This is a genomic window from Archangium sp. Cb G35 (assembly GCF_001896145.1).
In the GTDB taxonomy this organism is placed as follows: Bacteria; Myxococcota; Myxococcia; order Myxococcales; family Myxococcaceae; genus Archangium; species Archangium violaceum.
Genome location: NZ_MPOI01000002.1, coordinates 210457 through 233826 on the forward strand (window position 1 = coordinate 210457; position 23370 = coordinate 233826).

Sequence of the window (23370 nt, forward strand, 5' to 3'; positions counted from 1 at the left end):
CCCATGGCGCTGCCTGCACTGGCCCTCGGCTGGCTGCTGGTGGCCTCCGCCCCGGCCGTCAAATACAAGGCCTCGGCCCGCGTCGAGTCCGTCATCCGCACGCCGCTGCTCACCGAGACGTCCACATCCCCGGTGGTGACGGATCTGATGATCGTGCCGCGGCTGGAGGGCGTGCTCTACACCAACCTCCTCGAGGTGAAGTTCTCCTACGAGCCGCAGTTCCTCATCCGTCAGTCGTTCCTGAAGCCGTCGCTGGAGATCCTCCAGTCCGTCTACACGCGCGCTGACTACAAGATTCGCCGCGACTTCGCGCTGATTGGCGTCCACACCACCACCTTCGGCGCCTTCCCCCTCGAGAACTACGCGGGCGTCGGCACCATCGGCCTGCCGGTGACTCCCGTGGGCGCCACCCGCACGGACAGTGCCTACGTCTACACGGAGACCGCGGCCGGCTTCTGGACGTCGCTCGGCATCAAGCGCCTGTCGGTGGCCGGTACCATCGGTTGGGTCGTCAACGGTCTGCTGGAGGGTCCCGTGCGCCCGCTGCGGCGCGGCAGCGCGGCCTATCCGCAGCAGCGCTACCCCGAGCTGCGCCTCCAGTCCTTCTATGGCGCCACGCGCCGCGACTACTTCACGCTGTCGCTGTACGGCCGGGACGTGGAGTTCTCCACCGGAAACCACAACTCGCTGCTCCAGTTCGCCCCGGGCATCCAGCACCAGTTCACGCCCCTGGTGGACCTGAGTGTCGAGGCCGGTGTCGCGGCGGGCCGGGTGTACCACCGCTCGCCCGGCGAGTTGCCGACCAACCTGGCGATGCCCACCTTGGAGGCTACCCTCAAGACTCCCGTTCCCCTTGGCAACCATTGGCCCGTGCAGGCCAAGGTGCGCGCGCGGTACCTGCCCTACATGGATCCCCTTACCACCAAGCTCATCCCCCGAGCCGATGTGGGCCTGGACCTGGAATGGAAGGGCCGGCGCGAGGCCAAGGTGCTGGGAAAACTCCGCTATGCCCACCCCTTCACCGCGGGCGTCCATCGCGGCGATGCCGAGCTGCGCGCCGAGGCCGAGGCGCTGTGGCCCCTGCCGTTCTCACGGTACGTCTACGCCCAGGGCAAGGGCGTGTACACCTGGACGAAACACGTGGTCATCGGCAGCCAACCGGCCGCCCAGTGGTACACCAGTGTTGGATTGGTGGTCCGTTATGATCGTGGTAGGCTTTAGGCGCACCAGGCCATGAAGAAGTTCATCCTGATGTCGGTGCTATACGCCGTCCTCATCCTGCCGAGCCTGGCGGCGCGCGAGCGCAACGCGGTGCGTGGCGTAAAACGGGCGGTGGCGTTGTTCGTGGCGTACAACTTCCTCTATGCCTTCCTCGTCCTGTCGGTCTGGACGCAGCTGGAAGACTGAGAAAAGGCCTGAGAGATTCTATGCAGCAGCAGGGAACAACCGTCCTCGTCGTGGAGGACTCGCCCATGTTCCGCAGGATGCTCAGCGACATGCTGCAGAGCCTCGGCTACACGCGCGTCCTCGAGGCCTTCAGCGGACAGGCGGCCCTGGAGCTCCTCGCCGAGCAGCGGCCGGACCTGGTGTGCCTGGACCTGACGTTGCCGGACATCTCCGGCTACGAGGTGTGCGAGTTCATCCGCTCCACGCCGGTCCTCCAGGACGTGCCCGTGCTGATGATCTCCGCGCGGACGCAGACGATGGACCGGGCTCAGGCGGAGGAGGCCGGTGCGAGTGGCTACCTCATCAAGCCCTTCACCCCCGAGGAATTGCGCCAGCAGGTGGAGCGGGTGATGGCGGCGCGCCCGCGGAAGGAGGCGTAGAGACGTCATGCCCCAGTCTCGTGACGAGCTTCCCGAGGTGGAGCGCGCACAGGCCCAGATCTTCGACTGGGAGGCGCTGCGCGACTACGCGGGCTTCGTGAAGAACGCGGTGCTGCGCCACAAGCTGCTGGCCCTGGCCACCTTCGTGGTGGTGGCGGCGTTGGGGCTGGCGCTCGCCAAGTTCCTGCCGCGCAGCTACTACGCCCAGGCCTCGCTGCTGCCCAAGCGCGCGCAGACGATCGCCGCGCTGGTGAACCCGGACCGCATTCCGGCGTTGGACCCGGATCCGCCCAACCCGCTGCACCCGGCGGGCGAGGTGGACTCGGTGACGCTGGCCGCCTCCAAGGCGGTGATGCGGCGCGAGAACCTGGTGGCCCTCATCAAGCGGGTGAACCTGCTGGACCGCTGGGACGCCACGCGCGCCCCGCTGCTGCGCTTCAAGGATCAGGTGATGAACCTGCTGTCCGGCCGGCCCAGCGAGGACATCAAGCTGGACGCCATGGTGGGCATGCTGGAGAAGGCCCTCTCGGTGAGCACCGATGATGGCAAGGTCGTCATCGGCATCACCTGGCCGGATCCGCAGCTCGCCTACGAGCTGGTGGACGCCGCCCAGCTGAGCTTCCTCGAGGCCCGCCAGCGCGAGGACAACGCCAGCATCACCGACGCGCTCGCCATCCTGGAGGAGCACGAGAAGCTGGCCACGGAGAACTACAAGAAGGCCTTCCTCGAGTTCGAGAAGATCTTCGCGGCGATCATGATCGAGCGCCGGCGCGCGGTGGGAGACCCGCGCGTGGGCGGCTTCAACACGGATCAGCATCTGGCGGAGCTGCGCTTCCTCATCCGCGCCAAGCGGCGGGCCATCTCGGACTCCGAGGAGCAGCACAACCGGCGCCTGGAAGGGCTCAACGCCGAGCTGGTGGCGCAGCGCAAGCTGTACGGGGAGAACCACCCCAACATCGTGGAGATGCAGCAGCGCATCAACGGGCTGCGGGCCCAGGGCTCGCCGAACACGGCGGTGCTGCAGGGCGAGGAGGACGAGCTGACGAAGGAGTACACGCGCTTCGGCGGCGGCTCCGTGCCCTTCCCCGACGAGCCGGTGCCGGACCCGTACGGCCTGGAGCGCGTGCTGATGGGCATCCTCCCGGCGGTGTCGGAGAACCCGAAGGCGGCGGTGTCCCTGGATGAGGTGCGCGCGCGCACCATCATCATGCAGCAGCTGCGCAAGCGCATCGACGGGGCGAAGCTGGAGCGCGACATCTCCCAGGCCTCCTTCAAGTACCGCTACACCGTGCTCACCCCGGCCGAGTTCCCCCGCACGCCGGTGAAGCCCAACGCGAAGGTGATCGCCCTGGGCGGCATCTTCGCGGGCCTCCTGCTGGGCGTCTTCGCGGCGCTCGCGCGGGACGTGCTCAGCGGCCAGTTGCTGCAGGCCTGGCAGGTCCGGCGTGGGCTGGGGCTGCCCGTCCTCGCGGAGTTGGAAGCGCCCCAGTTCGAGACCCAGTCCTCTTCCTCCCGCTAGCCCCCAGAAGTCCGCCTCCATGATTCTCGACTTGCTGCTCGTCCTCCTGGCCCTTCCGGTGTTCGCCGCCGCGGGGTACCTGCTGCTCCTCACGCTCCTGTCGGGGGAGAAGGAGGCACCGCCCCAGGTGGCGCCGCGGCTCAAGTTCGACATCATCATCCCCGCGCACAACGAGGAGGCGGGCATCGCCCGCACGGTGTCCAACCTGTCGCGGGTGGACTGGCCGGTGGAGCTGCGGCGCATCCTCGTGGTGGCGGACAACTGCTCGGACGCCACGGCGGACCGGGCGCGCGAGGCCGGTGCCACGGTGCTGGTGCGCCACAACCAGGAGCTGCGCGGCAAGGGTTACGCCCTGCAGCACGCCTTCGAGCGGAGCCTCGCGGATGGCTTCGCCGACGCGGTGGTGGTGGTGGACGCGGACACCGAGGTGACGCCCAACCTGCTGCACGCCTTCGCGCTGCGGCTGGAGGCGGGCGCCCAGGCGGTGCAGGCGCACTACGGCGTGCTCAACCCGCACGCTTCCTGGCGCACCCGGCTGATGGCGGTGGCCATGGCGCTCTTCCACAAGGTGCGCTCGCTGGGCCGTGAGCGGCTGGGCGTCTCCTGCGGCCTGCGCGGCAACGGCATGTGCTTCACCCACGCCATCATCCGCCAGGTGCCCCACGAGGCCTTCTCCATCGTGGAGGACCTGGAGTACGGCATCCGCCTGGGCAAGGCCGGCCAGCGCGTGCACTACGCCTGGGAGGCCGAGGCGCTGGGCGAGATGGTGACGAGCGAGAAGGCCGCGCGCTCGCAGCGCCGCCGCTGGGATGGTGGGCGCATGGCCATGACGCGCAAGTTCGGCCTGCCGCTGCTCGCCGAGGGCCTGCGCAAGGGCGACAAGGTGCTAGTGGACCTGGCCATGGACCTGCTGGTGCCGCCGCTGAGCTGGGTGGTGCTGGGCGCAGGCGCGGTGGCGGTGGCCTCCGGAGCGCTGTCGCTGTGGCTGGGGCACCCGGCGCTGTCCTCGTACCTGTCGGCGGCGAGCGTACTGTCGCTGGTGCTCTATGTGATGCGCGGCTGGTGGGTGTCCGGCATGGGCCTGGCGGGCCTGTCCGCCCTGGCGTGGGCGCCCTTCTACGTGGCCTGGAAGGTGTGGCTGATGCTCAGCCGCCCCGAGGAGAAGAAGGGCGAGTGGGTGCGCACCACCCGCGAGGCCCCCAAGCCCTGAGCTGACGGCGGAAGCTCCGCCCGTTTCGGACGATGATCCAGGACTTCCTCTCCCGTCCCCTCGTCTTCTACGCGTCGCTGGCCGTCCTGGTGCTGGCGACATTGGGGCTGCTCGTCATGGCCCCGGCCGCCGCGCTGATGCCGGTGGCGGCCGTCGTCGGCGGGTGGTGGTTGTGCCAGCAGAAGATCCGCACGCTGGCGCTCGCCATCTTCGCCGCCGCCGTCACCGTGGACCTCGTCACCGAGGTGCCCTACGAGGGCCACTGGCAGTCCCCGCTGTACTTCCCCGGCCTGCTGCTCTTCACCAAGCCGGGCATGTCCCTGCCCCTCATCGACGTGGCCACCGTCGGGCTGCTCGGGCTCAACGCCTACCGTCGCGCCATGGGCATCACCATCGACGGCCCGCCCACGCCGCCGCTGCCCAAGCCGCTCGTCATCGGGCTGATCGCCGTGCCAGTCACCATCCTCTGGCTGCAGGTGTGGGGCATCTACATCAACGGCGGCAACTCGGTGGTGGCCAAGTGGCAGTGGCACCAGATGCTGTCGCTGTCCCTGCTGGTGGCGCTCTTCAACGTCGCGCTGCGCGGGCCCGAGGACTTCCGCACCCTGGGCCGCATCGTCGTCGTGGGCTGCTGCACGAAGGCCTTCATGGGCGCCTTCTTCATCCTCACCATCGCCCGGCCCCGCGGCCTGTACCACGAGTACGCCACCACGCACTCGGACACGGTGCTCTACGTCACCGGCCTCGTCACCGTCGTCACGGCGTGGATGGAGCAGCCCATCCGCAAGAACTTCTGGCGCATGGTCTGGGTGTGCGCCGTCATCTTCATGGGCATGCACTACAACGACCGGCGCCTGGCGTACGTGAGCTTCACGTTCTCACTCATCGCCATCTACGCCGTCAGCCCCTGGCACTGGGTGAAGCGCTACGTCACCCGCGCCGGCCTGTTCGTCGCCCCCCTCTTCCCCTTCTACCTCGCCGTGGGCTGGTCCAACCCCACCGGCATCTTCGGCATCGTCGGCGTCTTCAAGTCCCTCGTGGAGGGCGAGAACCTCCAGAAGGGGCAGATGGACTACCGCGACATCGAGAACCTCGACGTCGTCTACACCTGGGAGCAGAACCCCATCATGGGCACGGGCTGGGGGCACCCCTTCCTCGAGAAGATCAAACTGCCCGACATCTCCCACGCCTTCGCCGACTACCTGTACCACCCCCACAACTCCGTCCTCGGAATGCTCGCGTATGGCGGGATTCTCGGCTTTTCGGGCTTGTGGGCCTGGGTCTCCGTCACCATGTTCCTCGCCGTCCGCGCCTATCACCGGGCGCATGAGCCGGAGGCCCGTGCAGGTGGATTGGTGGCGATGTCGGTGATTGTGGCCTATACCAACCAGTGTTTCGGAGACATGGGGAGCATCAGCTGGCTGGGCACCATCCTCGCGGCGATGGCGGCGACGTGTGCCGGGAAGCTCGCGACGGTGACAAATGCGTGGCCGGCACCTCAGCGTCTGCGAAACGAAGTCTCGGCGCCTGAGAATTCAGCCAGCCCGGCAGGAAATCTGGTATGATACCGCACCGCAAACCGAAGAGGCCACGGAAATACGACACTCAGGCCCAGCGTCCTGTCGCTTCCGAGATGCCAAACGCCCGGCAACGCGGTAACATGGCTTTGCCCATGTTCGAGCCTCACGACAAGAAGACCAAGGGTGGCTCTCGGGGCGGAGGTCCGAATCCCCCGGATCAGCGGCGCGTGGTGCAGCCGCTGTCGGTGATTCGAGGCAACCGCCCCCAGCCCACTCCTGCGTCTCCGTCCGCCCCCGTGCTCAACGGGGAAGGTACGGCCGAGGTCGTCGAGCAGCAGCCGCAGCAGCCCGTTGCGCCGCAGAAGCCCACCGGCTCCGTCCCCTCCAGCACCCTGCTGCACCTGTGGGCGATGCTCAACCAGCGCGGCCGGTGGTCGTCGCTGGTGGTGGTGCCCTCGCACGAGGGCGGCTCTGGATTGCAGGTGGTGCAGGCCATCCTCGAGGTGGCCAACAAGCAGAGCAGCACCCCGGTGCACTTCCTGGATGCCGAGGGCCTGGAGATCGGCGCCGCCCAGCACGTGGTGGCCGAGATGATGGCCTACGTGGAGCAGGGAGACCGGGTGGTGGTGCTGCTCGACTCCGTGGTCGCCAACCCCGTGGGCCTGGAAGTCGCCCTGGCGGCCGAGCGGGCGCTGCTGTGCGTCTCACTCGGCACTTCGGATTACACCTCCGCTCGCCGTACGCTGGACCTGATTGGGAAGGAGCGCTTCCTCGGAAGCGTTACCCTCCAGCCCACGTCCGGAGCTCCGAAGAAATGAGCGCAGCCAACGGCGCCTCTGGCGCCGCCGTTCCACCTCGGCCCGTGGCCTTGCGCCCGCGGCTGAGTGTCGTCGTTGCCACCTACAACCGCGTGGATCTCATCCAACGCCTGCTCGGGCAATTCGCCCGGCAGACGCTGCCCGCCTCGGACTTCGAGGTGGTGGTGGTGGATGACGGCTCGCGCGAGCCGGCGGCTCCCCACCTGGAGAAGCTGACGCTCCCCTACAGCCTTCGCGTGGAGACGCAGGCCAACGCCGGCGCGGCGGCGGCCCGTCACCGCGGCGTGCTCGCGGCGCGCGGCGAGGTGGTGCTCATCACCGACGACGACATGCAGGTGGCGGACGACTTCCTCGCGAAACACCTGGCGCGTCACCCGCGTGGCTCGCGCAACGTCGTCATCGGCAGCATCCGCCCGGACCCGGCCATCTCCGACATGCCGCTCTTCGAGCGGTGGTACGCGTGGCTCAACAACCGCATCGCCGCGAGCATGAGCGGCCCCAAGCGGCGCGCCCACGGCTGGCAGCTCTTCACCGGCAACGTGTCGTTCCGCCGCCAGGACTACGTGGAGGCCGGCGGCTTCGACAAGAGCCTGGGCCAGTCCGAGGATATTGAACTGGGCGTGCGCCTGGAGAAGGCCGGCTGCCGCTTCGAGTTCTGCACCGAGGCGTACGTGCTGCACGGCTCGGATCACACCAGCTTCGAGAAGTGGCTGAAGCGGGCGCACCGCTACGGCATCTTCGACTCGCGCGTGGCGGCGAAGCACGCGGACGTGCCGCAGGTGGACCCGTGGCGCTACCTCTTCGAGATGAATCCGCTGGCCCGGCCGCTGCTGGCCGCCGCGGTGGTGGCGCCCGAGGCCACCCGTCCGGTGACGCAGGCGGTGATGGCCGCGGCGAGGCTGGCGGACAAGGCGGGCCTGAAGAAGGCGGCCTTCATGGGCACCTCGGTGACGTACGCCATGGAGTACCTGCGCGGCGCTCGCACCGAGGCGGGCTCGCTCCCGAAGGCGGCCAAGCACGTGGCGCGCTATGCGCTCACCGCGGGCCGGCCCGGCCAGGTGGTGAAGCTGGCGAAGGCGCTCAAGGATGATGCGCTGCAGGTGGCGCGCTCCGAGTACGGCCAGTCTGGCCTGAAGTCCGTGGCCGCCATGGTGCTCACCTCGGACGGCTACCGGGTGCTGGCGCTGCAACGGCTGCGCGAGGCCGCGCGTGGGCTGGGCATTCCGCTGGGCAACCACGCGCTGCGCGTGGCGCAGACGGCGGTGCTCGGCGTGGAGATTGGCAAGGACGTGGAGCTGGGCAGCGGCGTGTACTTCGTCCACAGCCTGGGCACCGTGGTGGGCGGCGACGCGAAGGTGGGCAACCGCGTGCGCTTCTACGGCAACAACACCGTGGGCACCGCCAAGGACGACGGCTACCCCGTCATCGAGGATGACGTGTGGGTGGGTGCTGGCGCGCGCATCCTCGGCCCCATCACCGTGGGCGCCCGCTCGCGCATCGGCGCCAACGCGGTGGTGCTCCAGGACGTGCCCCCGGACAGCGTGGCCGTGGGCATTCCCGCTCGCATCATTCCCCGCAAGGACGTGGACGGCGAGTGATGCGGCGGTCCGGCCGGAGCGGCGCTTTCATGCATGGCAGGAGGGCCCGGGCGGCCCTGCTGGCCGGCGTGTATCTGTGCGTGCCCGTGCTGCAGTCCTGCAAGCGGAACACCTCCGAGGCGGCCACCACCCACAGCGGGCCGTCCGCGCCCTCGGGCGTCTACAACATCCCCCCGCTCACCGAGCCCGCGTGGGCCGGTGGCCTGCAGGCGGGTTGGAAGGACGAGGGCTGGTCCGAACGCGATCCGAAGCACCAGGGAAGCGCGAAGATGCGCATGGCCAACCTGGGCGGCTTCATGCTGCAGAAGAAGGGCATCCAGGGCGACTTCGGCGGACTGGCGCTGCGCTACAAGGCGCCCTCCAGCTTCGGCGACTTCCTGGAAGTGCGGCTGGACTCGGAGGGCGAGACGCTCTTCCCCCGCGTGCGCGTGGACGGCAGCCACGTGGCGCGCCGCGAGGGCGAGTGGGTGCAGCTCTTCGTCCCCTTCGAGAAGCTCAACCCGGAGAAGGTGCCCTTCAGCCGCCTCGTCATCCGCGCCTACAAGAAGGTGGGCAACGACTGGGTGGAGATGGATCAGGTCGGGCTCACCGCGCCCGGTGGCATGACGCCCGCGGACGGCAGCAGCGCCCTGGCGATGACCACCCAGCAGCCGGGCGAGGCCGCGCGAGCCGTCGTCGAGCCCGTGGAGCTGGCCTATGACAACGGTCTGCGGCCAGGCTGGGACGACCGCGGCTGGTCCGAGCGCGAGCTGAAGGAGACCACCCCGGCGAAGCTGCGCATGGCCAACCTGGGCGGGTGGATCCTCCACAAGAAGGACCTGGGCGGCGAGTACGGCGGCGTGGCACTGCGCTTCCGGGCCCCCTCGGGCTTCGGAGACTTCCTCGAGCTGCGGCTGGACACCGAGGGCGAGACGCTCTTCCCGCGCGTGAAGCTGTCGGACGCGTACGTCACCGCGCGCGACGGCGACTGGACGCAGGTGTTCGTCCCCATGGAGGAGCTCAACCCGGACAAGCAGGCCTTCACGCAGATCGTCGTGCGCGCGCACAAGAAGGTGACCGGGGACTGGGTGGAGCTGAACCAGGTGGGCCTCGCCCGGCTCATCACCAGCGCCAACGTCGGCACCTTCCCCGTGGCCGCCGCCGGTGGACAGCAGGGCCCTCTGGATGCGTCCGCCGTGGGCGGTGGCCGCGTGGCGCTCGGCGACGCGAAGACGTCCAAGGTGGTGGTGGATTGCACCCAGCCCGGCCACCCCATCAACCCGCTCATCTACGGCATCGCCTTCAACAACCTGCGCGAGCTCAAGGACAACCACCAGTGGGAGCTCGGCGCCACCGCGCGCCGCTGGGGCGGCAACCCCACCTCCCGTTACAACTGGAAGCTGGGCAACGTCTGGAACACGGCCAACGACTACTTCTTCCGCAACATCATCCTCGGCACCAGCCCCCAGTACACCTACGAGAGCTTCCTCCAGGCCAACCAGCAGCGCGGCCTCCAGTCCGCCCTCACCGTGCCCATGCTCGGCTGGGTGGCCAAGGACTCCACCTCCGTCGGCTTCCCCAAGTCCCTCTTCGGCGCGCAGCAGAAGATGGACCCGGACGTGATGGAGGCCGGCAACGGCATCTCCCTCTCCGGTGAGGGCCTCACGCCGCTGCCTCCCGCCCAGACGAGCGTCGAGGCGCCTCCCGCCTTCATCAACGCGTGGGTGCGCTCCATCCGCGAGAAGGACAAGACGCGCGGGCGCGGCGTGCACCAGTACATCCTCGACAACGAGCCGATGCTCTGGAACACCACGCATCGCGACGTGCACCCGGAGCCCGTCACCTACGACGAGCTGCTCGAGCGCACCATCGCCTACGGCACCGCCGTGCGCCAGGCGGACCCCGAGGGCCTCATCGCCGGCCCCGCCGAGTGGGGCTGGACGAACTACTTCAACTCGGCCGCGGACGTGGCTCCGGGCGGCAACAAGAAGGACCGCAAGGCCCACGGCAACACGCCGCTCATCGCCTGGTACCTCAAGAAGCTCGCCGAGCACGAGAAGCAGACCGGGGTGCGCGTCCTCGACGTGTTGGACCTGCACTTCTACCCGCAGGGCGACGGCATCGGCTTCGAGGAGCGCGGGGCGACGGACCCGGACACGTCCGCGCGGCGCATCCGCTCCACGCGCGCGCTGTGGGACCCGAAGTACAAGGACGAGTCGTGGATCGACGACAACGTCGAGCTCATTCCGCGCATGAAGCGCTGGGTGGCGGAGAACTACCCGGGCCGTGGCATCTCCATCGGCGAGTACAACTTCGGCGCCACGGCGCACATGAGCGGAGGCCTCGCGCAGGCAGAGGCCCTGGGCCGCTTCGCCGAGCACAACCTCACCTCGGCCTTCCTCTTCACCTACCCGCCCAACCGCAGCCCCACCTTCTGGGCGTTCCGCGCCTTCCGTAACTTCGACGGCAAGGGCGGGCGCTTCCAGGACAACTACGTGCCGTCGAGGTTCGAGAAGGCCGCGGACTCGCAGGGCATGTCGCTGTTCGCCTCGCGCAGCCCCGACGGCAAGCGCGTGGTGGCCATCGCCCTCAACCTGGAGCCGGACTCCGCCCGCAGCACCCAGGTGGAATTCAAGGGCTGCGGCAACGTCTCCAACGCGCGGGTGCTCGGCTACGCCGGCGAGCCCTCGGGCTTCGCCGAGCGCAAGTCCTTCTTCCAGGCGGGCAGCAGCCTGCAGGTGCTCCTGCAGCCCTGGTCCATGACCGTGCTGGACCTCACCATCGCGCAGTAGGCGCTCACGGCGCCGGGCGGGCCATGGCCTCCACCTGCTCGTCCGTCAGCTCCAGCTTCGCCTCCGAGCCGCTCCACACGAAGGGAATGCCCGGCTGGCGGTAGTGCGCGGCGGGAATGTCCTTCGCCATCTGCGCGTGCAACTGCGGCAGCTTCGACCAGTGCAGCGCCTGCTTCGCATGGTGCGCGGCGTGGTAGCCGAGGTTGCCCGTCATCAGGTTGTAGCCCCGGTGAAGGATGTTGTACGAGGCCTCGGCGTGCTCCTGCGTCTCCAGCCCCACGTGGTGGAAGTACGTGGCCCAGGCCGTCACGTACAGCGACGTGGCCATGGGCAGCAGGAAGACGAACAGCGCGTTGTACCAGTTGTGCCAGAACATCACGCCCAGCAGCGCGAGCTGCAGCACGCCCATGACCAGGAAGACGCGCAGCGCCTTGGGGTAGCGGAGCCCCACCTGGTAGGCCCGCGGATAGGCCGTCAGCGTCGTGATGAGCGAGTACTCCACTTCACCCATGGTGCTGCCGTCGTCGCGCTTCCAGCGTGACTCGTCCTTCTCCTGGTCCAGGTAGTTCACGTGGTGGCCCACCACGTGGTGAAGGAACCACGTATGGGACGTCACGCCCGTCTGGAAACCGAAGATGAGCTCCAGCAGCCGGTTGAGCGGCGCATGGCGGAACATGTTCAGGTGCTGGTGGTGGTGGTTCCACGCGCTGATCCACCCCTTGGGGATGATCCCAATGCCGAACCACAGAATGGGCAGCCACCAGCTGCTCGCCATGAAATACACCGTCAGGTCGAGCGCGAACACGCACGCGAACAGCAGGACGGGGATTCGATCCTCGGGGTGCCGGAACAAGGTCATTCGTCTTTCACTCAGCCAAATGGACGAGGTGGGGCCGCGCAGGATACATAGCGCCCGGCCGGATTCCCAAATAGGGGGAAACTGATAGAGGGACGGACAGCGGCACCTCAGGCCGTCCGCTGGGGCGTGGAGGCCGGAGGTGGGGCCTTCCGAGGCAGCGTCACCACGAACTCGGTGAACCGGCCCTCCTCTGACTCGAATGTCAACGTGCCCCCGTTCGCCTGCACGATGATGTTGTGGCTCAGCGACAGCCCCAGCCCCGTCCCCTTCCCCGGCGCCTTCGTCGTGAAGAACGGGCTGAAGACGCGCTCCCTCACCGCCGCCGGTATCCCCGTCCCGTTGTCCCTCACCCTCAGCTCCATCCTGTCGCCCACCAACCGCGTCGAGACCGAAATCACCGGCGTGTACCCCGCCCCCTCCCGGGCCTTGCGCGCCTGCACCGCGTGCAACGCGTTCTCCAGCAGGTTGATGATGACCCGGCCAATCTCGTCCGCCACCAGCTCCGCCTGCCCCAAGGACTCGTCGTAGTGCGTCTCCAGCTTCACCCCGCTGGCCGCGCCCACGCCCCTCCCCTGCAGCGCCAGCGCCGTGTACTGCCGCACCAGGCCATTCACGTCCACCGGCTGCCGCTGCCCCGTCCCCGGCCTCGAGGAGTGCTGCAGCATCGCCTTCACGATTCCGTCCGCCCGCCTGCCGTGCTCGTGGATCTTCACCGCGTTCTGCCGCAGGTCCTGCACCAGCTCCCTCAGGTACTCGTAGCTGGACGGAGACAGCCGCTCCTTCTGCTCGGTGAATTCCCGCACCAGCTCCTCGCCCAGCTTCACCGACAGGTCCGCGAAGTTGTTCACGAAGTTGAGCGGATTCTTCAGCTCGTGCGCGATGCCCGAGGTGAGCATCCCCAGCGACGCCAGCTTCTCCTGCACCACCAGCTGCCGCTGCGTCTCCTTGAGCCGCTCCAACGCGCCGGAAAGCTCCCGCGTCCGCACCTTCACCCGGCTGTCCAGCGTCTCGTACAGCTTCGCGTTCTCGATGGAGATGGCCGCCTGCGCCGACAGCAGCTCCAACACCTGGCGCAACTGCGGGGAGAAGGCGTTGGAGACCAGCTCGTTCTCCAGGTACAGGATTCCCACCAGCTTCTTCTGGTGGAGGATGGGCTGGCAGAGCACCGACTTCGGCCGGTGCCTCGCCACGTACGCGTCCGAGATGAACGCCCCGCTGTTCGCCGCGTCTCCCAGCACCACCGCCTGGTGCGTCCTGCGCACGTACCGCACGATGGCCTGTGACACGTCCTCCCGTTGCTCCACCGGCTCGTGCACCAGCTCGATTCCACCCGGGCCCGCCACCACGCCCAACGCGGACTCGCCCTCCACCATCAACAGGCCCCGGCGCGCTCCCGCGTTCTCCAGCACGATGCCCATCAACTTCTTCAGCAGCCCGTCCAGGTGCACCTCGCCCGAGAGCGCCTGCGAGGCCTTCAGCACCGACAACAGGTCCAGCGCCGAGCCCACGCTCTCCAGCTCCTTCACCGTGTCCGTCTGCCGCGTGTCCATCCGCCGCGCGTTGTGCCTCGCCGTCACCACCATGGCGAGCTCCGGGTGCCGGCGCTCCAACTCCTGCACCTTCGCCTTCGCGCCCCACAGCTCGTACAGGTGGTGCGCCTTCTCCAGGAACAGGCCCGCCACGTCCTGCTCCCCCCGGCTGGCCGCGAACTCGGAGAAGAGCTCCGCCGCGAGCGCCTCCTCGTTCCGGTACTCGTTCTCGTGGGCCAGGGACATCGCCTGGTAGTACAGCTCCCGCGCCTTCTCCGGCTCGCCCAGCACACGCGCCCGCTCCGCCCTCACCAGGCTGTCCTTGTGCGCGTGGTTCATCGGCGCATGCGCGGCGAAGACCTTCAGCCGCTCCAGGTTCCCCTCCACCCGCTCCAACAGGAGTCCCCGCGTCCCGGGCGAGGCCTCCGCGTGGTTGGCCAGCACGGCCAGCGAGTCGAACAGCAGCGCGGCGGGCACCTGGAACTGGCCCACCAGTCCGTTGAGCTGCGTCCTCAATGCGTCCGCGTGCTTCAGCGCCTCGGCGCGGCGGCCGAACAGGAAGCACAGCTGCAACTTCCACAGGTACGCACTGCCCAGGCCATACGAGTCCCTCGCCTCCTGGTGGAAGGCGAGCATCTCCTCCTCGTCATACGCCTCGCCCACCAGACGGCAGGGGTCCTCCGCTCGGCCCATCAGGTTGAGGACGACCTGGCGCACCGCCTTCGTGTAGTTCAGCGCGGGCTCGTGCCGCAGCTGGGCGAGCGCCGGGATGCTGCCCGCCGTCACCTGCTCCACCTGCTCCAGCTCCACTCCCCCCAGGTAGAGCTGCGTGGCCTGGGACACGAGCGAGTAGCTCGCGAAGTCCAGGTCTCCCGTCTCCAGCCCCGTGCGGTAGATGTCCTTGAAGGCCCGCACGCTCCCGCGCACGTGCTCCTTGTGGTGCGTGATGTAGCAGGAGACGATGTACTCGGTCCGGGCCTCGTAGTTCCTGGCGTCGTAGCGCGCGAGCACCCCCGAGGCGAGCTTGCCGAACTCGTACCCGTCGTCGATGCGCCCCAGCGCTCCACACAGGATGATGGCCCAGGAGGCATAGCCACTCGCGGAGGGGCCCGCGTTGCCGTGCTCCACCGAGTACGCCACCTGCCGCACCGCCAGCAGAGGGAAGAGCCCCGGGTCATACAGGTACGACGTCGGAATCGTCTTGGCCAGGATGCGCAGCACCGCCACCTTCACCGGCTCCGTCAGCGCCGGCAGCTCCAGCAACGAGCTGATGGGCCTGCCCGCCAGCGCCGCGTCCAGCTCGCCCACCGCCGCCAGGAGATCCGCCTCGGTGGGCTTGTCCGGGAAGCGCACGCCGAGCACCTCGAGAATCCCCAGCGCGGTGCGCACCGCGTCCCCCAGCCTGTTCTGCGCGTTGAACGCCTGGATGCGGATCTCCGCCACCCTCACCCGCAGCAGCACGTCCGCGTCGTGCGCCAGGACCTCGCGCGCGTAGAGGTCGATGCGGTCGAACTCCTTGTTGAGGTAGCTCACCTCGGCCGCTTGCAGGTGGAGTTCGATCGCCAACGCGTGCCGCCGCTGGAAGCCGTCCTCCCCCAACAGCGCGATGCCCTTCTGGAGATAGCTCATCGCCGCCGCGTACGCGGTGGAGGCCTTCGCCTTGCGCGCGGCCACGAGGTTCAACTCCGCGAGCTCGTCCCGCTCCTCCCGTGACTCGATGAGCGAGGACCCCACGTTGAGGTGGCCCACCAGCGAGAAGAGCCGCTCCTCGCGTTCCTCCTCGCTGGCCCCTCGCAGCAGTTGCCGGCCCACCTGCAGGTGCAGCGCGCCCCGCAGCGGCGGAGGAATGAGCGAGTAGGCCGCCTGTTGCACCCGATCATGCAGGAACCGGTAGGTGATGCCCTGGGCGCCGGAGGACTCGCCCTCGCCCTCCACCCCTTCACCGGCGAACCGGTACGCGCCATCCAGCGGCAGGACGAGCCCCTCCTTCAGCGCCGGCCAGAGCGCCGTGGCGGCCTCGGAGGCGGGCACACCCAGGCCCACCGCGAGCGTCTGGAGCTCGAATACGTTGCCGATGCACGCCGCCACCCTCAGCGTGTGCTGCACCGGCTCGGCCAGACCGCGGAGACGTCCCGCCATCAGGTCCACCACGTTGTCCGTCATCTCCATGCGGGAGATGCGCGCGGCATCCCACTCCCACCGGCCCGCTCGCGTGTCGTAACGCAGCTCGCCCCGCTCGTGCAGCGACAGCAGGAACTGCCCCAGGAAGAACGGATTGCCCCCCGTCTTCTTCAGACACAGCTCCGCCAGCGTCACCACCTCGTCCCGCCCGCACTGCAGCGTGTCCACGAGGTACCCGATGACATGCTCCCGCCCGAGCGGCCCCAGCGATATCTCCCCCACCGTCGCGCCCTGCTCGCGCATCCCCTCCACGGTGACGAGCAGCGGATGGCCCGCGTCCACCTCGTTGTCGCGATAGGCGCCCATGAGCAGCAGGTGCCGCGTCTCCGCGTCCGTCATCAGCCGCTCCAGCAGCCTCAGCGACGGCAGGTCCGCCCACTGCAGGTCATCCAGGAAGATGGCCAGCGGGTGCGACTCGTCCGCGAACACCCGGAAGAAGCGCTCGAAGGTGAGATTGAACCGGTTCTGCGCCTCCGTCGGCGGCAGCTCGGGCACCGGCGGCTGCTCGCCAATGACGAGCGCCACCTCGTGGATGACGTCGATGATGAGCTGCCCGTTGGCGCCCACCGCCTCCAGCAGCCGCTCCTTCCACCGGACCAGCTCCTCCGCGGGCTCGGTGAGCAGCTGCCTCACCAGCTCCTGCACCGCCTGGATGAGCGAGGCATAGGGGATGTTGCGGTTGAACTGGTCGAACTTGCCCGAGATGAAATAGCCCCGCCGCTCGACGATGGGCCTGTGCAGCTCGTGCACCAGCGCGCTCTTGCCGATGCCCGAGTAGCCCGCCACCAGCAGCAATTCCTTGCCCCCGCTCGCGACGCGCTCGAAGGCCTCGAGCAGTGATTGGGTCTCACGCTCGCGGCCATGCAGCCGCTGCGGCAGCCGCAGCACGTCCGGCACGTCGTTGCCACCAATGGGGAACGCGGCGATGGCGCCCCCTGGGCCCAGGCGCTCCAGGCACCGCTCCAGGTCCGCCCGGAGCGTGAAGGCGCTCTGGTAGCGATCCTCGGCGCGTTTGGCCAACAGCCGCAGGATGATGTCCGACACCACCGCCGGCACCGAGGGGACCAGCTCGTGCGGCGGCACCGGCACCTGGGCGATGTGCGCATGCACCAGCCCCATCGGGTCCGCCGCCGTGAAGGGCAGCCGCCCCGTCGCCAGCTGGTACAGCGTGACGCCCAGTGAATACAGGTCCGTCCGATAGTCGAGGGCCCGGTTCATCCGTCCCGTCTGCTCGGGCGAGATGTACGCCAGCGTCCCCTCCAGCACCCGCGGCCCCACCTGCGCCGGCACCTCGCGCGACAGCTCGGTGGAGATGCCGAAATCAATCAGCTTCAGCGTGTCCGAGTCCGGGTTGTAGAGGATGTTCGAGGGGTTGATGTCCTTGTGGATGATGCGCCGCTGATGCACGCCCCCAAGCGCCTCCGCCAGCCGCGCGGCCAGGTCCAGGAAGCGCCTCGGTCCCAGCGGCCCGGCGGCGAGCAACTCCGACAGGGGCCGGCCACCGAAGTCCTCGAGCACGAGCGCCACGCCATGCCGGAACTCCTCCAGCCCGAGTGCCTCGATGACCCCCTCGCCGCGCGCCTGGCGCGTCATCCGGAACTCATACCGGAAGCGTGCGAGCTGCTCGCTCGCCGGATACTCCGCGTGGACCAGCTTGAGCACCACCGGGTGGCCGTCCGCCTCACGCACGGCCCGGTAGATGAGGGAGTGACGACTCTCGAAGAGCTTCTCCCGCAGGCCGTATCCCGCAATCACATGGCTCTTCATGTTCCACCGTCCCCGCGTACCGCCGGGCCTCTGAAATCGAGTCGGTATCCCAAGCAACGACCCGGCTCCATGGCTGCTCCTCGTGCCTGCCCGGGCACCTGGCTTGCGTGAAAATGTTCTCCTTCTTACAGTCCCCCGCCCGTTGGTTTAGAAGGCAAAGACATCATTGACATGACCAGTGTTTTGAAAAAGGCGCAGCTCTGGCTGTTCTCATACTCATGGGCCTGGGCGCTGTGCCTGGTGTTCTCCCTGAAGCGCGAGCGGATGTCCCACAACAGTGGAATCACCGCGCGGGGGCGCATCCGCATCACGAAGACGCCCGCCTTCCCCGAGCACGATTTCTTCCAGCCCGGCCGCGAGTTCAAATGCCGCGTCCGGCACGCCTCGGCGTCCTACGAGGACGACACCATCATCCAGGTACGCGCCGCGTCACTGAAGTTCGCGGACAGTGATTACGATAGCCCCCTGGACCTCGAGCTGAACACCGGCACCATCTCGCTGTTCTGGACGGCACGGAACTTCGCCGAGTTCGCCCAGCAGCGGCGCCACCGCGTCAACGAGCTCGCGTACTGGAATTACTACGACAAGTACCCGCGCGGACTGCTCGCCGCCGAGGACGGCATCCGCAAGTACCCGGCCTCGTTCGCACAGATGTACTACCACTCGCAGACGGCCACGCGCTTCGTCGGCAAGGACGGGGTGCTGCGCTACGCCAAGTACCGCCTGGTTCCCGCGGACGGCGGCCCCGAGACGGGCCTCATGACGAAGGACGAGCTGCGCAACCGCTGGAAGGAGGCGCTGGAGCCCGGTGAGACCCGCGCCCCCGACTACCTCCGCCAGGAGCTCGTCGACCGGCTCGCTCGCGGCCCCGTCCACTACGTGCTGCAGATTCAACTCCACACGCCCCAGCCGGACGACAGCCCGGAGATCCTCAACTGCAACGTCGCCTGGGACGAGGCCACCCATCCCTATATGGACCTCGCCACGGTGGAGCTCGAGTCCATCCTCCCGCGCGCGGAGGGGAACCAGATGCGCTTCTCGCTGTTCCACCACCCGCCCTCGCTCGGCCTCCTGCCCTCCGAGCACATGGGCGACTACAACTCGCTCAATTACATGCGGGCCCGGTCGAGCGTGGTGAAGGAGTTCCGGGTCTACCTCACCAAGGCCTGGGGTCCCCGGGAAGCGGAGCCGGGAGAGCGGCCGGAGACCGTGCGGGGCTGACCTGGCGCCTCCTCGCCTGCCCCACCCCTCGGGACGTGACCATCGTTGAGCGGGGCACCCTTGCCCCCTCGCTCTGCTCAACAGTGGGCGCCATGCCCGCTCGCTCCCTGTCCGTGTGTGATGGCGCCGCTACCTTCGGCGCCAGCGAGGCACGCAGGGGGATGGCATGGGCAGATGGCAGGACACCGTGGACACCGTCCAGAAGCTGGCCCGGAGCAAGGAGATCGAACAGTTCCGCATCGACGCCGCCGACTTCCTCTCCGCCCGCGAGCGCGGTGAAGCGGCCGGCACCCGCATCGAGCAGATGAGCGCCGCGCTCGAGGACTCCGCGGAGATCGTCAACCGCAGCTTTCCCCAGCGCGACGCCAACTCGGGCCAGTACACCAACGTCATCTCCCCCGTCGTCATCCCCAAGGACCACCGCTCCTATCTCTGGGCCGCCATCGTGCTGGGGCTGGTGGTGCTCGGATTGACGGGCGCGGGGTTGACCTCGGCCCTCGGGGGCCTGCCCGGCTTCGGCAATCTCTCCACGGTGCTCTTCGGGCCCCACTACTGGCTGGTGGTGCTCGGCTACGCGGCCTTCAGCCTGTGGCGCAACAGCTTCGTCAAGGTGCCCGACGGCTGCCAGGCCCTCATCACCCGCTTCGGCAAGCTGGAGGAGATCGCCGGACCGGGCCGTAAAACCCTGCTCAATCCGTGGAAGCGCGTCAGCTACATCATCAACACCACGCGCGAGTACCCCTACAACGCCCCCATCCGCGAGGCCCCCACCGCCGAGCGCGTCAACGCCTCGGTGGACCTGTTCCTCCAGTTCAAGATAGAGGACCCCGCCCAGTTCATCTTCGCCCTCGGCGGCGCCAACGGCTTCTCCGAGAAGCTCCAGAACGCCATCAGCGAGGTCACCCGCGCCCTCATCTACGAGCAGAAGGCCGAGGACATCTACGACCTCATCGGCGAGAGCACCCAGGCGATGCTGGAGAGCCTCAACCAGCAATTCCTCCCCGCCGTGCGCTTCGTCAACGCCAACATCACCCACGCCGAGCCCTCCAGCCAGGGTTACCGCATGGACCTCGCCGCGCCCGAAATGGTCCGCGTGGCCAAGGAGGCCTACACCTGGCAGTACGAGCTCAAGCTGCGCAAGGAGCAGGACGAGGGTGACCTCAACCGCGAGCTCGCCTCGCTCCACGAGACGCTGTCCGCCATCCGCGCGGAGATCGCCACCTACCAGGCGCAGATCGACACCGCGCGGGAGAAGGAAGTCCACCGCGCCAACGCCTACGCGCGCCAGCTCCTGAGCGAGGCCGAGAGCGCCGCCAAGGCCAACGCCGCCCTGTTGGAAGCCCAGGCGCTCGACATCCGCGCCGTCAGCAGCGCCTCGTACCCGGAAATCCTCCAGTACCGCTTCCAGCAGGACGTGCTCGACCGGCTCGAGGCCGTGTCCGCGCACCTGCCGCAGATCATCGACATCGGCGTGGAGGAGGACCAGCGCATCGACTACCTGGAGACGGCGCGGCACATGCTCGGCATCTCCGACCAGGCGCTCTACAGCGAGGCGGACATCCAGAGCATCCGCGCTCGCACCCGGGACATCCAGGCGCGCATCCAGGCGCGTGAGCAGCAGTTGCGGGAAATGGCAGCGGGAGCCCCCTCGGACGAGGCGGCTCCGGGAGGTCCGGCATGAGCGCCCCGGTGAAGCGTCAGGAGTTCTCGAAGATCAAGGAGGCCGTCGCCACCTGGGGCCGCATCCGCCAGTTGCTGCGCTCGGGCGAGGAGGGCCAGGTCGTCCCCGTCGTCATCCCCAAGGACCGGCGCCGCTACGGTTGGCTGCTGTTCGCCGCGCTGGCCTTCTACCTCGCGGGCATCGCCCTCTTCGCGGACCTCGGGTTCGTCCGCGCACTGGCGGGACTGGGAGCCTTCGGCTCGCTCGTGCTCGCGCTGCTGTGGCTGTGGCGCGGCTCCATCGTGGAGATTGAACAAGGCACCACGGGCATCCTGTCCCGCTACGGCGAAATCGTGGGCACGCTGACGCCGGGGCGGCACTACCTCTGGTGGCCGTGGGAGAAGGTCGAGGCCGTGGTGGATACCTCGACGGAGGTGCCCTACACCGCGCCCGTGGTGGCCTGCCCCACCAAGGAGAACGTGCCGCTCAAGGCCATCGAGTTCTTCCTCAAGTTCCGCATCGAGGATCCCGTCGCCTTCGTGCGCCACATCGGCGCGAGCAACTTCGACATGGTGCTCAGCAGCGCCGTGCAGGACGCCATCCGCCAGCGCAGCCGGCAGGTGCAGACCGAGCGCGCCTACGATTTGCGCGGCAGCGACGTGGGCGACATGCAGACCTATCTCAACCGGCAGATGTCCCGGTACGGCGTGCGCATCCTCGGCGCGAACATCCCCGACGTGCAGCTGCCCGACCAGTACCAGGAGCACCTGGCCACCCGGGAGAAGGTCGCCAAGGAGCTGGAAGCCTACGCCCGCGGCTGGGAGCTCATCCGCAAGCAGCGCGCCGACAGCCTGCTCATGGAGATAGAGCGCGCGAAGAAGGTGCGCGATGCGCGGCTCGTCGAGGTCAAGGCCGCCACCAACAAGGCCCGCGAGGACGTGGCGCGGATGCTCCAGGAGAAGGAGACCGAGGCACAGCGCGTGCGGTGGGAAATCGAGGCGCGCGGCCGGGCCACCCTCAAGGAGGCCGAGAACGAGGCGCGCGGGCTGCAACACCTCGGCAGGTCGTATCAGGACAACCGGGCCGTGCTGCAGTACCAGCTCGCGCTGCGGCGGCTGAAGGTGGCCGAGTCCCTCATGCGCCACGCCCCGCGCCCCGTCGTCGTGCGCAGCGGCGGCGGCGAGCAGTCCGCGCTCTCCACCCTCGTGCTGGCCCAGATGCTGCCCAAGATGATTGGCACGAACAGACTCGGCCTGGGCAACGGGCACGAGGACGGGCAGGCCGACGGACACGCCAACGGCCATGCGGATGGGCAGGGCCTGGGCTCCGGGCACTGAGCCCTCCGAAGCGGAGCGCGCCGGGCCCGGTCTCTCCAAACTTGTCCAACAGTTGGACAAGTTCATACGGGGCGTGACCAGGAGGCTGACATGGCATCAGTCGCGGCGCGGAAGCCGAGATGGCCACGTGCTACCGTCTGACACATGAGCCCACGGCACGCCCTGCCCTCGCTGCTGGCCCTCGGAGCCGTCACGCTTCCGTCTCTGGCGCGGGCCGAGGTCATGGACAAGGTGCCGCTCCCCTGGGAGCCCCATTTCATCCTCGCCACCGGCATCGTGGCCCTGGCCTGCACGCTCCTGGCGCGGCGGCCCCGGTGGATCCCCGTCCTGCTCGCCGGGGTACTCTCGTGTGTCTGGGCTGGGCTGCGCTTCCAGGATGATCTCTATGACCCCTTCGTCGGGCCGGCGATTCGCGAGGAGCTGCCCACGGGGAAATTCCTGGCCTACCAGTGGCTGGTGCCCCTCCAGGCGCTGTTGCCGGCGATCCTCACCGCCAGCTTCCTCCTCACGCGCCGCATCCGGCGGCCGCGCACCGTGAGCGCCTCCTGAGGAAAAGCAGAGGGGCCCGCGTCCACCGCGAGCCCCTCCGTGTGCCACTCCACTTCTGGTGTCCGGACTCAGGAGCCCGCGGGCCGGACCCGGGCGAGCGCCGCCGCCACCTGCTCGTCGTTCAGCTCCAGCTTCTCCTCCGAGCCGCTCCACACGAAGGGAATGCCCGGCTGGCGGTAGAGGGTCGCGGGGATGTCCTTCGCCATCTGCGCATGCAGCTGCGGCAGCTTCGACCAGTGCAGCCCCTGCTTCGCGTGGTGCGCGACGTGGTAGCCGAGGTTGCCCGTCATCAGGTTGTAGCCCCGGTGGAGGATGTTGTACGAGGCCTCGGCGTGCTCCTTCGTCTCCAGCCCCACGTGGTGGAAGTACGTGGCCCAGACGGTGAGATAGAGCGACAGGCACATGGGCAGCAGGAAGACGAACAGCGCGTTGTACCAGTTGTGCCAGAACAGCACGCCGAGCAGCGCGAGTTGCAGCACGCCCATGGCCAGGAAGACGCGCAGCGCCTTGGGGTAGCGGAGCCCCACCTTGTAGGCCCGCGGGTAGGCCGTCAGCGCCGTCTTGAGTGAGTACTCCACTTCACCCATGGTGGTGCCGTCATCGCGCTTCCAGCGCGACTCGTCCTTCTCCTGGTCCAGGTAGTTCAGATGGTGGCCCACCACGTGGTGCAGGAACCACGCGTGCGAGATGATGCCCGTCTGGAAGCCGAACACGACCTCCAGCAGCCGGTTGAGCGGCGCGTGGCGGAACATGTTCAGGTGCTGGTGGTGGTGGTTCCACGCGCTGATCCACCCCTTCGGAATGGCCATCACACCGAGCCACAGCACGGGCAGCCACCAGCTGCTCGCCGTGAAGTACACGGTCAGGTCGAGCGCGAACACACACAGGAACAACAGGACGGGGATTCGGTCTTCGGGGTGTCGGAACAGGGTCATGCGCGGTGTAAACAGGGGCAGGGCAGGGGGGTTCTCCAGTATACAGAACGAACCCACTCCCCGGGATGGC

The 23370-nt window shown here is 68.4% G+C and carries 16 protein-coding genes; 13 read left to right on the plus strand and 3 right to left on the minus strand.

The window, feature by feature from the left end; translation table 11 throughout:
* Window positions 1-3: 3 nt before the first annotated feature.
* The 9 genes from BO221_RS07225 (at window position 4) to BO221_RS07265 (ending at window position 11262) form a co-directional block, all read left to right on the plus strand.
* Window positions 4-1221, plus strand: a complete 1218-nt coding sequence (locus tag BO221_RS07225) for a hypothetical protein (protein ID WP_073559647.1) — start codon at window positions 4-6, stop codon at window positions 1219-1221.
* 12 nt (window positions 1222-1233) lie between these two features.
* Window positions 1234-1407: a hypothetical protein gene (locus BO221_RS55355; protein WP_198956073.1), complete on the plus strand. Its 174-nt coding sequence runs from the start codon at window positions 1234-1236 to the stop codon at window positions 1405-1407.
* A 20-nt stretch (window positions 1408-1427) separates the two neighbouring features.
* Window positions 1428-1826 (plus strand): response regulator, encoded by a 399-nt coding sequence (locus BO221_RS07230; RefSeq protein WP_073559649.1) that lies wholly within the window; start codon window positions 1428-1430, stop codon window positions 1824-1826.
* Window positions 1827-1833: 7 nt separating this feature from the next.
* Window positions 1834-3345: a chain-length determining protein gene (locus tag BO221_RS07235; RefSeq protein ID WP_073559651.1), complete on the plus strand. Its 1512-nt coding sequence runs from the start codon at window positions 1834-1836 to the stop codon at window positions 3343-3345.
* 19 nt (window positions 3346-3364) lie between these two features.
* Window positions 3365-4555, plus strand: a complete 1191-nt coding sequence (gene epsU / locus BO221_RS07240) for an exopolysaccharide biosynthesis GT2 family glycosyltransferase EpsU (RefSeq protein WP_073559653.1) — start codon at window positions 3365-3367, stop codon at window positions 4553-4555.
* Between the two features lie 32 nt (window positions 4556-4587).
* Window positions 4588-6120, plus strand: a complete 1533-nt coding sequence (gene wzy / locus BO221_RS07245) for an exopolysaccharide repeat unit polymerase (RefSeq protein ID WP_143195318.1) — start codon at window positions 4588-4590, stop codon at window positions 6118-6120.
* Between the two features lie 107 nt (window positions 6121-6227).
* On the plus strand, window positions 6228-6893 hold the full coding sequence (locus BO221_RS07250; protein ID WP_083680822.1) for a hypothetical protein: 666 nt from the start codon (window positions 6228-6230) through the stop codon (window positions 6891-6893).
* The gene (epsD, locus tag BO221_RS57565) at window positions 6890-8491 is read left to right on the plus strand and encodes an exopolysaccharide biosynthesis glycosyltransferase EpsD (RefSeq protein WP_233165763.1); all 1602 of its coding nucleotides are present in this window, start codon (window positions 6890-6892) and stop codon (window positions 8489-8491) included. The genes BO221_RS07250 and epsD overlap by 4 nt, the downstream gene beginning before the upstream one ends.
* Before the next feature lie 29 nt (window positions 8492-8520).
* Window positions 8521-11262 (plus strand): glycoside hydrolase family 44 protein, encoded by a 2742-nt coding sequence (locus BO221_RS07265; RefSeq protein WP_073560247.1) that lies wholly within the window; start codon window positions 8521-8523, stop codon window positions 11260-11262.
* A gap of 4 nt (window positions 11263-11266) precedes the next feature.
* On the opposite strand, the gene BO221_RS07270 is transcribed toward BO221_RS07265, so the two are convergent.
* Together BO221_RS07270 and BO221_RS07275 are read right to left on the minus strand one after the other, a co-directional pair.
* Entirely contained in the window at window positions 11267-12121 is an 855-nt protein-coding gene (locus BO221_RS07270; protein WP_073559655.1) for a fatty acid desaturase, read from the minus strand.
* Between the two features lie 107 nt (window positions 12122-12228).
* A complete protein-coding gene (locus BO221_RS07275; protein ID WP_073559656.1) occupies window positions 12229-17598 on the minus strand; it encodes an ATP-binding sensor histidine kinase in 5370 nt (1789 codons plus the stop codon).
* A gap of 171 nt (window positions 17599-17769) precedes the next feature.
* Between BO221_RS07275 and BO221_RS07280 the strand changes: the two genes are divergently transcribed.
* The 4 genes from BO221_RS07280 to BO221_RS07295 all read left to right on the plus strand — a co-directional run bounded on the left by BO221_RS07280 (window position 17770) and on the right by BO221_RS07295 (window position 22365).
* On the plus strand, window positions 17770-18819 hold the full coding sequence (locus BO221_RS07280) for a catalase (RefSeq protein WP_143195319.1): 1050 nt from the start codon (window positions 17770-17772) through the stop codon (window positions 18817-18819).
* Window positions 18820-18985: 166 nt separating this feature from the next.
* Window positions 18986-20500 carry an SPFH domain-containing protein gene (locus tag BO221_RS07285; RefSeq protein ID WP_073559659.1) on the plus strand — a complete coding sequence of 505 codons (1515 nt, stop codon included), beginning with the start codon at window positions 18986-18988 and terminating at the stop codon, window positions 20498-20500.
* Window positions 20497-21816 carry an SPFH domain-containing protein gene (locus BO221_RS07290; protein WP_083680823.1) on the plus strand — a complete coding sequence of 440 codons (1320 nt, stop codon included), beginning with the start codon at window positions 20497-20499 and terminating at the stop codon, window positions 21814-21816. Before BO221_RS07285 ends, BO221_RS07290 begins: the two co-directional genes overlap by 4 nt.
* A gap of 144 nt (window positions 21817-21960) precedes the next feature.
* Window positions 21961-22365 carry a hypothetical protein gene (locus BO221_RS07295; protein WP_073559661.1) on the plus strand — a complete coding sequence of 135 codons (405 nt, stop codon included), beginning with the start codon at window positions 21961-21963 and terminating at the stop codon, window positions 22363-22365.
* 68 nt (window positions 22366-22433) lie between these two features.
* Here the strand turns inward: BO221_RS07295 and BO221_RS07300 are convergent, their stop codons facing one another.
* On the minus strand, window positions 22434-23300 hold the full coding sequence (locus BO221_RS07300; protein ID WP_073559662.1) for a fatty acid desaturase: 867 nt from the start codon (window positions 23298-23300) through the stop codon (window positions 22434-22436).
* Window positions 23301-23370: the final 70 nt, after the last annotated feature.